The sequence below is a fragment of the Mulberry dwarf phytoplasma genome, from assembly GCF_056504655.1.
Window position 1 is genome coordinate 599,359 of sequence record NZ_CM151418.1, and the last position, 14,661, is coordinate 614,019.

The 14,661-nt window shown below is 30.4% G+C and carries 14 protein-coding genes; all 14 read right to left on the minus strand.

Translation table 11 applies throughout. The features are described from left to right. Positions 1–45 precede the first annotated feature (45 nt). The 14 genes from cysS to aspS all read right to left on the minus strand — a co-directional run bounded on the left by cysS (position 46) and on the right by aspS (position 14,658). Positions 46–1,362, minus strand: a complete 1,317-nt coding sequence (gene cysS / locus JAHGCCOI_RS02975; protein WP_227807299.1) for a cysteine--tRNA ligase — start codon at positions 1,360–1,362, stop codon at positions 46–48. Between the two features lie 166 nt (positions 1,363–1,528). Then, positions 1,529–2,878, minus strand: coding sequence for a glutamate--tRNA ligase (gene gltX / locus JAHGCCOI_RS02980; RefSeq protein WP_227807298.1), 1,350 nt, complete (start codon positions 2,876–2,878; stop codon positions 1,529–1,531). Positions 2,879–2,977: 99 nt separating this feature from the next. Then, the gene (gene rpsI, locus JAHGCCOI_RS02985; RefSeq protein WP_011160514.1) at positions 2,978–3,370 is read right to left on the minus strand and encodes a 30S ribosomal protein S9; all 393 of its coding nucleotides are present in this window, start codon (positions 3,368–3,370) and stop codon (positions 2,978–2,980) included. A 4-nt stretch (positions 3,371–3,374) separates the two neighbouring features. Further along, positions 3,375–3,833 (minus strand): 50S ribosomal protein L13, encoded by a 459-nt coding sequence (rplM, locus tag JAHGCCOI_RS02990; RefSeq protein WP_227807297.1) that lies wholly within the window; start codon positions 3,831–3,833, stop codon positions 3,375–3,377. 352 nt (positions 3,834–4,185) lie between these two features. Next, positions 4,186–4,728: a DJ-1/PfpI family protein gene (locus JAHGCCOI_RS02995; protein ID WP_227807296.1), complete on the minus strand. Its 543-nt coding sequence runs from the start codon at positions 4,726–4,728 to the stop codon at positions 4,186–4,188. A 150-nt stretch (positions 4,729–4,878) separates the two neighbouring features. Further along, positions 4,879–5,103, minus strand: coding sequence for a 30S ribosomal protein S15 (gene rpsO, locus JAHGCCOI_RS03000; protein ID WP_034172201.1), 225 nt, complete (start codon positions 5,101–5,103; stop codon positions 4,879–4,881). Between the two features lie 75 nt (positions 5,104–5,178). Continuing rightward, positions 5,179–5,502, minus strand: coding sequence for a cyclic-di-AMP receptor (locus tag JAHGCCOI_RS03005; RefSeq protein WP_227807391.1), 324 nt, complete (start codon positions 5,500–5,502; stop codon positions 5,179–5,181). Positions 5,503–5,623: 121 nt separating this feature from the next. Then, positions 5,624–6,325 (minus strand): ABC transporter permease subunit, encoded by a 702-nt coding sequence (locus tag JAHGCCOI_RS03010; protein WP_339332307.1) that lies wholly within the window; start codon positions 6,323–6,325, stop codon positions 5,624–5,626. 12 nt (positions 6,326–6,337) lie between these two features. Beyond that, positions 6,338–7,381 (minus strand): MetQ/NlpA family ABC transporter substrate-binding protein, encoded by a 1,044-nt coding sequence (locus JAHGCCOI_RS03015; RefSeq protein WP_479491950.1) that lies wholly within the window; start codon positions 7,379–7,381, stop codon positions 6,338–6,340. Between the two features lie 94 nt (positions 7,382–7,475). Next, positions 7,476–8,171 (minus strand): ATP-binding cassette domain-containing protein, encoded by a 696-nt coding sequence (locus tag JAHGCCOI_RS03020; RefSeq protein ID WP_227807294.1) that lies wholly within the window; start codon positions 8,169–8,171, stop codon positions 7,476–7,478. Between the two features lie 118 nt (positions 8,172–8,289). After that, on the minus strand, positions 8,290–9,201 hold the full coding sequence (locus JAHGCCOI_RS03025) for an RluA family pseudouridine synthase (protein WP_479491951.1): 912 nt from the start codon (positions 9,199–9,201) through the stop codon (positions 8,290–8,292). A 236-nt stretch (positions 9,202–9,437) separates the two neighbouring features. Next, the gene (gene ftsH / locus JAHGCCOI_RS03030) at positions 9,438–11,456 is read right to left on the minus strand and encodes an ATP-dependent zinc metalloprotease FtsH (protein ID WP_479491952.1); all 2,019 of its coding nucleotides are present in this window, start codon (positions 11,454–11,456) and stop codon (positions 9,438–9,440) included. Between the two features lie 121 nt (positions 11,457–11,577). After that, a complete protein-coding gene (tilS, locus tag JAHGCCOI_RS03035; protein WP_227807291.1) occupies positions 11,578–12,888 on the minus strand; it encodes a tRNA lysidine(34) synthetase TilS in 1,311 nt (436 codons plus the stop codon). 9 nt (positions 12,889–12,897) lie between these two features. Further along, positions 12,898–14,658: an aspartate--tRNA ligase gene (gene aspS / locus JAHGCCOI_RS03040; protein WP_034172205.1), complete on the minus strand. Its 1,761-nt coding sequence runs from the start codon at positions 14,656–14,658 to the stop codon at positions 12,898–12,900. Positions 14,659–14,661 lie beyond the last annotated feature (3 nt).

The window sequence follows — 14,661 nt, forward strand, 5'->3', positions numbered from 1 at the left end:
AATAATTAAAATGTGGGGGCAAATTATTTGAGTGTTTCAAAGTTTTTAAATAAAGCCTTTATCTAATAATTGCTTTCTTAAAATATCTGCTTGGGAAAAATCTCTACATTTTCTTGCATCTTGCCACAAAAAATATGTTTGTAAGTCTGTTTTTGTTGGTTTGTTAAATGGAATTGTAATTCCTAAAATATTTAAAATTAATAATAAAGAGTTTTGAAATTGGGATAACTTATCCAAAATTTGGGTTTGATGGGCTTGTTTAATTGTTTGTTCCATTAAATCAATTACTTTATGAGTAGCCAAATCATCTTGCATTAATTGATGAAATAACTGCATTATATCTTGGTCTAAGGCTTGGCAAGAAAATTGATTAACTTTTAAATAAAAATTATTTTTAGTTAAAAAATCAGTTATTTTTTGGTATTTTTGTTGGGCTTGTTCCATCAAATCATAACTAAAATTGATTGGCTTGCGGTAATGAGTACTCAAAATTAAAAGCTTTATTATGCAAGGATTGTATTGTTTTAATAAATCTTTACACCAAATAATATTTCCTAAAGATTTAGACATTTTTTGATTTTGATAATCTAATCTTTCTACATGCATAAAAAAATTAGCTAGTTTTTGGTGGCTATGGGCGTGTGTTTGGGCAATTTCATTTTCATGATGAGGAAATTTTAAATCTGTGCCTCCTCCATGAATATCCAAAGGCAATTTAAAAAGTTGTTCAATCATAGTTGCACATTCAGTATGCCAACCAGGACGCCCTGCAAACCAAGGACTTGGGTATGTAATACCTTGCGAAGTTTTTTTCCATAAAATAAAATCTCCTGGAAATTCTTTTTGGGGGTCTAATTGTTTACGTGCATTTTGTTTAAGTTGGGATAAATCTTGTTTTTTGAGTTTACCATAATCATCAATTTTAGATACACAAAAATATATTCCTTGATCGGTAAAATAAGCAAATCCTTGGTCTAAAAGAGTTTGGATGTAGACAATCATAGAATTGATATATTGAGTAGCTTGAGGTTTAAAATTAATGGTTTGAATGTTTAGGGTTTTGAGGAGATTGTTGAAAGATTTAATATATTTATTGGCTAAATCTTGTTCCAAAACTTGGTTTTTAAGAGCATTTTCAATAATTTTATCATCAATATCAGTAATATTTACTACATAATATACCCTAAAATTAAGCATTTCTAAATATCTTTTCACTGTATCAAAAAAAATTAACGGTCTGGTGTTTCCTAAATGCAGGTGATTATAGACAGTAGGTCCACAAACATACATGTTAATTTGGGGCGGATGGGCAGGGTTAAAAAATTCTTTTTTGCGAGTTAAAGAGTTATAAATTTTTAGCATTAAAGAAATCCTTTTTGTTTGGAAAATGGCATAAAGAAAAATGAGGGGGCAAATAAAAGAAAAAAATAAGGGTTAAATTGCGATGGAATGAATTATATAAAATAAAATGATAAGTAAATTAAATTAATTATGAAATATATAAATATTATTTTTCAAATGGAATTAATTAAAATTTTTGGGCTTGTTCTAAAACATAAGATAGATTTTTAAGTACTTGTTTTTTTCCTAACAATTCTAATAAAAGGGCGATACTGGGACCATGCATTTTGCAAGTAGTTCCGATACGCAAAGCCATAAAAAGTGTTTTTTTAGCAAAATCATTTTGGTTAGTAACTTGTTTAATGGAATTAGCAATAACATCTTTTTCAAATACAATAACATCAAAAACATTATAAAAAGTTTTTAAAATAAGGGTTGTTTGGGGATTAGTTTGTAAAAAATGTGTAGCTTCTTGCGATAAAAAAGGTGTGGATTGAAAAAAAAGTTGATAAAAATCTGTGATTTGTTGCATATAATTCATTCTATCTTGAAACAAAGCCACAAATTTAGTCATCCACTCTTTGTCATTTGTAGGAGCGGTTGTAAGAACTAAATATTTTTTTTGCAAAATAAATGATGCAATTACTTCTGGAAGCAACTTTCTTAAATGTTGATTATTCAAATAATCTAGTTTAGTTTTATCAAACATAGCAGGAGCTTTATTGAGGCGTGCCACATCAAATAAATTAATTAATTCTTGGGGACTTAATATTTCGGTTTGGCTTAAAGGACTAAATCCTAACAAAGATAAGAAATTAAATAATGCTTGTGGCAAGTATCCTAATTTTTCATATTGTTCAATAAATTGCATAATATTAGCATCTCTTTTGCTTAATTTTTTTTTGTTGTCGTTAAGAATTAAAGTCATGTGAGCAAATTGAGGAAGATGCCATTGGAAAGCTTGATAAATCATAATTTGTTTAGGAGTGTTAGTGATGTGTTCTTCTCCTCGAAAAATATGAGAAATCTGCATTAAGTGATCGTCAATGACAACTGCAAAATTATAAGAAGGATAGCCGTTTGATTTGAGGATAATAAAATCTTCGATTTCTTGACTTTGAAAAGTAAGTTTGCCTCTAATTAAATCATCAAAGGCAAAAGTTTGATTGGTAGGAACGCGAAATCTTATGGCAAAAGTGGTGTGTCCTTCTTGAAATTCTTTGTAAGCGAGATCTTGATCAAGTAGTTTTTGGGCGTATTTTTGGTAAATGGCAAGTCTTTCTGATTGGCGATAAGGTCCAAAAGGTCCTTGGATATCGGGCCCTTCGCTCCAATCAATTCCTAACCAACGTAAATTTTTTAATTGAGAAGCCTCGCCGCCTTCAACATTGCGTGAAAAATCGGTGTCTTCGATGCGGATGATAAACTCTCCTTGATTGTGTTTGGCAAACAAATAATTGAATAAAGCAGTGCGGGCATTTCCTATATGCAAAAAACCAGTAGGGCTTGGAGCATAACGAACTTTAATTTTTTTCATAGTTACAGCAAGGGTTTTCCTTTTAATTTAAAATCGATAGGGGAGGTGTTGGTGGAAAATTTAAAAAAAAGGAACTTTTTGACAAAGTTCTTTTTTGGATTAACGTTTGGAAAATTGTGGTGCTCGACGAGCTTTTTTTAAACCGTATTTTTTGCGTTCAACACAACGAGCATCGCGAGTTAATAAACCAGCTTTTTTTAAAATGGCTCTTAATTCGGGAACACTTTCAATTAAAGCGCGTGCAATTCCTAAACGAATAGCGCCTGCTTGAGCTGAAAGCCCTCCGCCGTTTACATTCACACTTACATCAAAAGCTTCTCTTTTTTCAGTTAATTCTAAAGGTTGAATCATTTCTAGGCGTGTTGCAGGTAATGGTAAATATTTTTCAAAATCTCTAGTATTGATTGTAATTTTGCCAGTACCATTAGTTAAAATAACTCTTGCCACAGCACTTTTACGACGACCAGTACCAAAATAATTTACTTTTTTCATCTAATTAAGCCTCTAAACTTTCTGGTTGTTGCGCTTGGTGATTGTGGTTTTGTTCAGCATAAACAAATAATTTTTTACCAATTTGTGAACCTAATTTAGTATGAGGAACCATTCCTAAAATTGCTTTTTCAACCATTCTTGTAGGAAATTTACGCATCATTTCTGAAGCTACAACTTTAGTTAAACCACCTGGATAACCTGAATGTTTGTAGTAAGTTTTTTGTTGCCATTTTTTGCCAGTTAAATGAATATAGGCAGCATTTACAACAATAACATAATCGCCATTGTCTACGTGTGGCGTGTAATGTGTTTTGTGTTTTCCTTTTAAAATGGAAGCCACTTTGGTAGCTAATCTGCCTAGGGTTTTGCCCTTAGCATCTACTAGGTGCCATTTAGGTTTTACTGTTGTTTTATTAGCCATTAAAGTTTTTTGATTGTTTTTTGGTTGCAATTGTTCTGTCATGGAATTTTCTCCTTATTATTAATGAAAAAATAGTGATTAATTTTATGTGTGTATTTGTGTTTTGTTTGAAAGCGACAAAAACAAAAGAGTTATGAAATCTTTTGTAATTTAGATATGAAATAGTCTTAATTATTATGAAATAGTAATTTTTTATTTTCAATATTCTATTAATATTTTACTAAAATAATGTCATTAAGTCAAGTAAAAAAATCATTTTGTCAACTTTTTTTAAAAAAGAATGCATAAATTGTGTAAAAAAAATTGAAAAAAGAGGATAATGGTTGGATGGTTATCAGATAATTTTGATATTTTTTATATACAAATAAAAAGTCCCAAATTTACTAAACATTTACTAAACATTAAGGGAATTTTTAAAAGCAAAAGCAAAAGCTTTGCCTTTCAGCACTTCTACTAAAGCAAAAACAAAGTCAAAGACGGTTATAGGAGAACGCGAAGTTACAAATTTATCACTAATAACAGCTTTTTGGTCTGGCAAATAAGTACCTTCAATAAAATGATTACAAGAAGGAAAGCAAGTAAAAGGGTGATTTTTTAATAAATCTAGTTTGCCTAGAAACATGGGAGCGGAACAAATAGCTCCAATAACTTTATTAACATCAACAAATTTTTGAATTAATTTTAATAAAAAAGTTTCTTTTTCAATAATTTGCGCTACGTAAGGTCCTCCAGGAATAACTAAAAAATCGTATTCTAAAGGATTAATAGTAGCTAAATTGGCATCTGCTTTTACACAAAGCCCGCTAGAAGACATAACTTCTAATTGGGGATTTAGAGTTGCAGTTGTTAAAGGAAGGGCTACGCGATTTAATAAAGCTCTTGTGACTAAAGCCTCACAATCCTCAAATCCGTCATATAAAACTAATAAACCTTTCATATTGTTTCTTGTTGTCTCCTTTTTAACTTTGTTATGCGTTTAGTTGCGTGTGTGTGTAAGTAATTTTTGGGGGTTGGGGTTGGTTTGAGTAAATTAAATGCAAGGAAATAAAAATAAAAAAATACCACAAAAGCTGTGATATTTGAATTATTAATTTTGGTTTGCTAAATATTTTACTAAATTACGTCTTTTGCTGTTTTTCATAAACAAACCTCTTTTAGAGTGAAAATCATGAGGGTGTTGTTTTAAATGTTCACTTAATTGTTTGATTTCTGCTGATAAAATAGCAATTTGAACTTCAGATGAACCTGTGTCTTTTGCAAAACGTGAATTTTGTTTAATGATTTCTTGTTTTTGTTCTTTGGTTAATGCCACGTAAAAACTCCTTTTTTTAATTTAAATTTGGTTGAATTTGATAGGTTTTAGGTTTGATAAAATTATTAATTAATGTTAAACTTTTAAAAACTGGCCCACATCAAGAACAAAAATCGTTGCTCCGCCCACACAAACTTCGGTAGGAAAAGAATTATAAGCACTAAACTCATTGATGATATTGTTTGGAATCATTTGAGTTTTTTTATGAGAATGGGCTTTTATAATTTCTAAAGCTTTGGGTACTTGTTCTTCTTTGACTCCTAAAATAAAAGTTGCATTAGCTTCTTTTAAAAAACCTCCTTTAGTAGCTAATCTAGTTGTAAAAAAACTATTTTCTATTAAAGATTGTTGTACTTTGTTAGCATCGCGACTAGAAACGATAGCTATAATTAATTTCATATTATCCACAAGAGTATTATACCTTATTTTACTTTATTTGATGAAAAAAAAGACTAAATTGTGGAAAAAAATGATAAAAAAGTTGGTGAGAGGAAAAAAATTTGGTAAAAAATGGATGTAATTAGCGTTTATCAAGGGCAAAAGCAATGCGATTTCCTAAAAAATAAACTGTTTGAGTTAAAATAAAGGTAAGCAAAACAGATACTATAATTAAATCAAAGCGAGTAAAAAAGGGTTCAAAATCATAATGTCCGTTATAGCCATTATCAATTGCCACTGCTGCAATACCTTGATGCCCTACAATTTGCAAAACAGAAGAATAAGCAAGGGAAGTGATAAAAAGAGAAGCTAGTTTTAAAATGATATCAGAACGGGTTTCTGTTAACAAAAATTTAGTCACAAATTGAAATTTAGTTGCTCCAAAACTAAATGATGTTTGGTATAATTCTGGATTAGTAGTTAAAAAAGCTTGTTCACAATGACGAGCAAAAAGAGGAGCAATAGCTAAGACTAAGAAAAAAAGGGCAGTACCAAAGCCATAACCCATGCGAAAATAAGGGATTAAAATTAATTTTAGTAATAAAACAATTAAGATTAAAAAAGGAGTAGAAATGAAAAAATTCATCAAACTATTTAAAATCCAATATCTTTTATAATGTTTTTGTATTTTGAATAAATATAATAAAACTCCTAAAATAAGCCCTAGAAAAAAAGCAATAAAACAACCTATTAAAGTAATTTTAAGAGTTTCTTTAAAACCATTCCATACCAATTGATTTTTAGCTAAAACATTCCACAAACGAATAAAAATATTATTTTCCATTGAGTTTTTCCATTAATTAGAAGCAGGAGCAGCGCCTGTTTTGCCTAAATATTTATCTTTAATGTTTTTACTTATTTGTTTAACTTCTTGTCTTGGAATCATATAAAAATTGGTTGCAAATTGGCTTTTTTCCATATATGCAATAGCTTCTTCTTCTTTTAAAATATCTTGTAAAATTTTAATTTTCCAGTTATTTTTATTATTGTTAGTAGTCACTAAAGAAATGGCATAAGAATAAATAATATCATCTAAATTAGTGGGTTTTTGCATTATTCCTAGTGATATAAAATTATTTATTCCCAATCCCATAAGAGTAGGATAATTAAGACATAAATCAAAATCATTAGGAGCAAGAAATCTAGATGTAATTGTCATTAAATCCGATTCAGTAGTGTATTCTATGTCAGGATATAAATTAGTAGGTTTAAAATCTGTAGTTTTTAAATTAAATTGTTCTTCGGTGCTAAGAGTGCGTTTTGGGTTTATTTCTTCAATAATTTTTAATTCTTGCAACACGCGCAAAGCTAAAGAACGTTGAAAATTGTCTTGTGGCATCAAAATTTTAAGTTTGTTAGGATGATTATTTTTTTTAATTCCTTCTAAATTATTAAAAGTATTAGGTTTAGCAAAAAGCCCAAATTTAGCTAAATAAACTACTTGGCTAAACGTTAATTTATCTTGATCTGGAATATTTGGATTTTCTTTATTAAAAATATTTAAATTATGTACATGAGCGTCTAATTTAGCATCAACTTTTTTGTTTAAAAGTAATTCATTGGTTTGTTTAAATCTAGAACTTATATATTGAACATCTAAATCAATATTGTATTCTTTTAAACGGTCTTTGGCATATTCTTCTAAAAAATATTTAATAGTTGGCAGAGCAGTTGCTACTGTTAATTTATGGTTTTTTTGGTTGGAAGGGGTATGAGCTAAAGATTTTTTAGCATCCCAAAGAAAATAACCCAAAAGCAAATTACACAAAAGAGAAATAGTTAATAAGGCAAATAATAGATTTTTTTTAGTTTTGGAAGATAAAGAGGATAGTTTAAACATGTAATGTGTCTTCTTTCTAAGTGATTTTATTTATTAATATTTTGTTGGACAAAAACATTTGTATGATAAAAAAGGATAAGAAAAAGGATAAAATTTAGATAAAAATGTTTTGATAAGAAGTAGCTTCAAATTTACAAGAAGGATTAAGGGTAGCAATTTTAGCTAATTTTCCTTGCTCCAAAATAGCTACACGATGGCACAAACTTTTAATTACTGCAACATTATGAGAAACCAAAACAATGGTAGTTTTTAGTTTTTGATTGGTTGTTTGCAATAACTTCAAAATCTCTTGACTTGTCATTTCATCCAGGGCAAAAGTAGGCTCGTCACAAAAAATAATTTTAGGCTCGTAAACTAAGGCACGTGCAATGGCTACACGTTGTTTTTGTCCGCCCGAAAGCGTTTTAGGATAGGCAGTTGCAAATTGGCAAAGTCCTACAAAATCTAGCATTTTATTTACTTTAGTAGTAATTTGTTCTTCGGGAGTGCTTCTTATTTCTAAAGGAAGAGCCACATTTTCAAAAACATTTAAATTACTCAAAAGATTAAAATTTTGAAAAATCATAGCACTTTCTAGATGACTAAAAGCTTTTTGCATGGAAGAATTAGCATTTTTATCAGGCAACATAAATCCATTCATAATTTTTAATAAAGTAGTTTTGCCAGAACCCGAAGTTCCTACTAACCCAAAGATTTCGCCTTTCAAAACTGCAAGTGAAATGTTTTGTAAAACTGGAAGTTTTTCTTTTTTAAGGAAAAAAGTTTTCGAAAGATTATTAATTTTAATCATAAATAATTCCTTGTTTATTGTTTTTTTAATTTAAATGATTGTAAAATTGGAAAGTGGGTGAAAAAAATAAAAAGTTTAAAACACAAATGATAAAGTAAAGATAAAAAAGTTTAAAGCATTAATTGGAGTTGTTAAGAGATTGTAAAAGCTTTTCAAAATTAGCAGGTAAGGGTGCTTCTAAAATAAGATTTTGATTGGTGATAGGGTGGTTGAATTTTAACATTTTGGCATGCAAAAATTGACCTAAAGGAGTAATATGGTGTGATGAACCATAAAGTAGATCTCCTATAATAGGACGTTTGAGGAAGGAAAAATGTGCTCTTAGTTGATGAGTTCTTCCTGTTTCCAAATTAAATTCCATCAAAGAAAAGTGAGAAAAACGTTGCAAAGTTTTAAAATGAGTAACAGCAGTTTTACCGTCTGGAATAACTTGCATTTTTAATCGATTATGAGGATTTCTTCCAATAGGCAGTTTGATAGTGCCTTTATCTTCTAAAAAACCTTCAATTAAAGCCCAATAGATTTTGGTAATTTTTCTTTGTTGGAACGCAATTTGTAGTTTGTCGCTTACATCATTATTTTTGGCAATAATTAATAAACCAGTAGTATTTTTGTCAAGTCTATGCACGATACCAGGTCTTTGGGTATCTACATGACTTAAAGTTGCAAATTGGTACAACAAGCCATTAACTAAGGTTGTTTCTTGAAAACTTAAAGAAGGGTGTGCTACCAAATTGTCAGGTTTATTAATAACTGCTAAATAGGGGTCTTCGTAAATGATGTCTAAATTAAGATTTTGAGGAGTTTGTAAATTAACAGATTCTTGAGTTTGAGGGATAATAACTGTAATGAGGTCTTGGGCTTTGAGCAAATAACTTTTTTTCGCAGGTTTGGAGTGGACCAAAACTTGTTGTGCCAAAATTAATTTTTGACATTGACTTTTATTTAAATTAATGTGAGTCAATAAAAAATGATCTAAACGTTGAAATGCCTCACTGGCAGAAATAAGAAACTCTTTTTTTTCATTCATTTAAAAGGCCTTGTTTTCTAAAAGTTAAAAAAATGTAGTAAAAGAATTGGGTTTCAAAAATAAAGAAAAAATAATAAAAAGGTTAAAAAAATCAAGAAAAAGCATTGGTGATAAATTTAAATTATCATAACGAACACCAACTCTAATCAAACTTAAAATTGGTGTTAATTGTAAAGATATTTTTGGTTTTTGCAAAAAACTATTTTTAGAAATGAAAAAATAGATTGGTTTTGGGTTTATTCGGAATCTGTTGACACAACTTCTGGAGAAGTTTTTTCCTTATTGTTTGGATTTGATTCGTTTGATTCTTGGTTGTCTAAATTGGTTGTTGTTTTCAATTCATCATTTAAAGGAGTTGTATCAGTGCTAGTTGTTTCGTTGTTGGAAGGCATTTGAGAAGTTGGTTGGGTTGGGTTGTTGGCTTCTTCTTTTTCTTTTTCCCACCAAGCAATTTTTCCTGTAGTTACAATTTCATCAATATCTCTTTTATTAAGAGTTTCAATTTCAAGTAAATATTTAGCGATTGTGTCAAGCAAATCTTGGTTTTCTTGAATAATTTGTTTGGCTTGTTGATAACAATTAGCAATAATTTTTTGAATTTGTTGGTCAATTTCTAAACCTTTAGGATCAGAAAAATCATTTTGGAAAGTATTTCCTGAATATTGCACTGGTCCTAAATCACTCATGCCGTATTTAGTTACCATCAGTTTAGCTATTTGCGTAGCGTGTTTAAAATCGTTGTAAGCGCCGTTAGAAACGTCGTCAAACATTAATTCTTCGGCAACACGTCCGCCCAGAAAGGAAGTAATTTGGGCTAATAGGGTTTTTTTGGAAGAAAAGAAAGTTTCTTCTTGAGGAAGCATTAAGTTGTATCCACCTGCGTTTCCGCGGGGAATAATGGTGATTTTTTGCACTATTTGGGCAAAAGGAATTTTAATTCCAATAACAGCATGTCCTGCTTCGTGATAAGCTACCATACGTTTTTCTTTGTCATTGTATTTTTTAGATTTTTTAGCAGGTCCAATTAAAATACGGTCTAAAGCTTCGCTGATATCTTTTTTATTGATAAAAGTAGTATTTCTTCTAGCAGCTAATAAAGCAGCTTCGTTTAAGGTGCCTTCTAATTGAGCACCACTAAAACCTGGGGTTTGTTTAGCTAATTCTTCTAAACTAATTTCTTCTGAAAGTTTTTTATTACTTGCATGTAATTTTAAGATAGCTTCACGGTCTTTAACATTTGGTAAAGTAATATTAAAGTGACGGTCAAAACGTCCAGGACGCAAAATAGCTGAGTCAAGAGCTTCGGGTTGGTTAGTAGCTGCAATAACAATAACACCCATTTTTTGGTTAAAGCCGTCCATCTCTACTAAAAGTTGGTTTAAGGTTTGTTCAGAACTGTTACTCCCACCAATATTGGAGCCTCTTTTTCTAGCAACTGCCTCAATTTCATCGATAAAAACGATACAAGGAGCTGCCAGTTGAGCTTCTTTAAAAAGATCTCTGACACGTGAAGCACCAACACCTACATAAACTTCATCAAAATCAGAACCTGAAGCAGCAAAAAAAGGAACGCCTGCCTCACCTGCAACTGCTTTGGCAAGTAAGGTTTTTCCTGTACCTGGAGGTCCATACAACAAAACTCCTTTAGGAATTCTTGCTCCCATAGCAGCGTATTTGCGCGGGTTTTTTAAAAAGTCAATCAATTCTGACATTTCTTCTTTTTCTTCATCAGCTCCTGCTACATCTGAAAAAGTAAATCTTTTTTGATTGATAATAACTTTGCGACTTTTAGAACCTTTTTTACCAGGGGCTGATGCCAAAATTTCTTGTCCCATTTGTTTGATAGTATCGGCAAAAAAGAGAAAAAAACAGTAAAAAATTAACATTGTTAAACATTGTCTAAATACCCAAACAACAGGTTCATAACCATTCCAAGGTCTAGGATCTACAGAATCAATTTTATATTTGTCGTTTGGTTTTTTGTCAAATACTTTTTCACAAGGCATATTAAAAAAATCAATTTCTTTACCGTCTGTAGTAGTAACTACAACATTACAAAAATATGAATTAAAATAGTGAGGTTCATAAATAATTTTTTCAATTTTGTTATCTTTTGCAAGTTCATCAAATGTATTGTTATCTTTTTTTGCATTCTTAGTAAAATAACAATAAATAAAAGTGGCAACTATTAAAATTAAAGCAAAATAAAGGACGCCCATATTGAATTTTTTAAAAATTTTATCAAAAAATGACATAAATTAACCTTTCTTACAAGAAATTATCTTTGAGTTAAACATTGAAATCAAATATTTTAATGTTTGGAGTTTAATTTGGGATGGATGTAATTTCTGCATTTATTTTTTTGGATTCTCATTTTTAATTTGTTTGAGAAAAACAATTTGAAGAAGTAAAAAAGTTTTTAAAAGCTAAATAAATCTTGGATTGGTTTCCTAAAGTTAGGTTGATATATAAGTGAGGAATAAATAAAATATTGTCTAGATTGTCTACTACTAACCATAAATTATTTCTTTGAGTAAGGGGCACTTTTTTTTCAATTAAAAATTTTTTCAATTTTTTAGTGCCAAAACTAAATTTTAATGTGTCTTTTGGTTGGCGCAAACGCACTTTTAAAGGAAAACTAACTTTTTGAGGATTATAATTGAGGGATTGTAACGAAGGAGAAATGCAAGCAAGACAAAGATTACATGTAGAAACACACAACAAAGGTTTTGACAAAGCAAAGGAAAGTGGTGGTGCAGGACTCATTAATGTAATGTGCTTGTAATCTTTAATTAAATGCAACTCAAAATTAAGATGCCAAGATAAATTAGGCTTATAAGGATTGTTAATGCCTTTGATGATATTTTGGATAAAAATAAAACTTTTAGTAATATTTTGTTGTTCTAATAATAATAAAATGATATCTTTTTGAATAACTAAATCAAGGTTTAAAAAAGGTGCAAGCGCAAAAGAGTTTGGTGGGTTACAACTATGATTTGTGTGTTTTGTAAGAAATAAAAGAGTTTGTTTGCGAATAAAATTATAGGCTTGCAAAAGAGTTTGTTGGTATTTTGGGATATTTTGCAAAAAACTAGTTTGGGTTTTTAAGTAAGGAATGACTTGGTGCCTGATTTGGTTTCTTTGATAAGTGAAGTTTTGATTGGTGTAATCTTCCAAAAAAGGGATTTGGTAAAAAGCAGCATAACTTATGATTTTGGCTTTGGGAACGTATAAAAAAGGTTTCAAAAAAATGAAATCTTGCCAAGAAGTTTGGATCTGCATGCCACTATAACCTAGCAAAGTGCTGCTTCTAGTTATTTTTTGTAAAATAGTTTCTGCCAAATCATCTAAATGATGGGCTGTTAAAATAAAAGGAGTTCGGTGCTTTGTAGCTATTTGCATTAATTTTTGTTGTCTTAATAAACGTGCTTGGGCTTGAAAGTTTTTTTGGGGGCAGTTAAGTTCAAAATAATGGAAACAAAGGGAGTTTTGCAGGCAATAACTTTGGACTAATTCTTTATCTTTCCAAGCATTAGGGCGCGCTAAATGGTTGAAATGCACAACTTGCAGTTTTATTTTTTGTGCCACCAAACAATGAAGTAAAGCCATTGAATCAACGCCGCCACTTACAGCTATAATATAGGTTTGATTGGCATCTAGACTACAAGCAAGTTTGATAGTTTTCATGAAACATCCTTAATTACAATTGCATTTGAATTTGAGTTTTAGGGTGTTGAGTTGTTCTTGGTCAACTGCGCTGGGAGCTTCTAACATCAAATCTTTGGCACTTTGGGTTTTAGGAAAAGCAATAACATCTTTGATATTGTTGGTTTTGGTAAACAACATCACAAGACGATCAAGACCTAGGGCAAGTCCTCCATGAGGTGGGGTGCCGTATTTAAGGGCTTCGACTAAAAAACCAAAACGAGTTTGCACTTCTTCTTGTGAAAATCCTAAAAGACTAAAAATTAATTCTTGCGTTTGGGGATTGTTAATTCTTAACGAACCACCACCCACTTCGTAGCCGTTCCAAACTAAATCATAGGTTTTGGCAAGAGCTTTTTGAGGATTGCTTTTCAAAATGGCAATATCACAAGGAGCAGTAAAAGGATGATGCAAAGAATAAAGACGGTTGGAAGTATTTGAGTTTTCCAAAGTAAGATCTGGTTGGGGCAGGTCTTCTTGAGTAGTTTCAAACAAAGGAAAATCAACAATCCATAATAACGCTTCTTGAGTTGTATCAACCAAAGATAAATCAAGGGCTAGTTTGGTGCGAAAAATACCTAAAGCTTTGTGCATAATGTCTTTTGTGCCAGAAACGACAAAACAAATTTCTTCATTTTTTAAAAAAGAATCATCTTTAATAAATTGAGATATTCCACCTATAATTTTATCATTTTTTTTAACAAAAGAAAACAATTTCAAGTTAAAATGTTTACTAAAAAACAATTGATACTCATCTAGTTTTCGGCGTGTCAAAACTGCTGTTTTAGAAACTTTAAAGCCTTTAATGTTGCCTGAAAACATATTTTGGGGGCAAGTGGTAGTATCAAAAAAAGTAGTAAAATCGGTGATTTTAAGGGGATTTCTTAAATCTGGTTTATCAGAACCATAAAGTTCAAAGGCTTGTTGATAAGTTAATCTTAAAAAGGGTTGAGAAAGTGGTTTTTTCCAAATATTGGCAAATAAATCTACTATAATTTCTTCTGTTAAGGACATAATTTCATCTTGATTTAAAAAAGATGTTTCAATATCGATTTGACTAAATTCAGGTTGTCTATCAGATCTGAGGTCCTCATCGCGGAAACAACGTGCTACTTGAAAATACCTTTCAAATCCTGCAATCATGTATAATTGTTTAAAAAGTTGGGGAGATTGAGGAAGGGCATAAAAATTACCTGGATAAATTCTGGAAGGCACTAAATAATCTCTTGCTCCTTCAGGAGTTGATTTAGATAAAATGGGAGTTTCTAGTTCTAAAAAATCATTTTTCAAAAGAGTTTGACGAATACTTTGGGTAATGTGGTGTCTTTGAATCAAAAAATGTTTAACTTCAGGATTTCTTAAATCCAAATAACGATATTTAAGTCTGGTTTCTTCTAAACTTTCTTGACTTTGAAACACATTTAAAGGTAAGGTTTGAGCCTCACTTAAAATTTCAATATGAGATACTAAAATTTCAATATCACCAGTTGGCAAATCAGGATTTTTATTGATTCTTTCAATTACTTGACCTTTAATTTGCACGACTGTTTCTAATTTAATTAAAGCTATTTTGTCGTATTGTGGATTATTTTCTTTAACTAATAATTGAACGATACCAGAAACATCACGTAAGTCAAAAAAAAGAGTTTTTCCTAAGTTGCGTTTACGAAAAATAAAACCTTTTAGAAAAACTGTTTTTCCTTGATGGGCAAGTTGTAATTGATTGTTATAATGGCTATATTTAGTTTTCATGAA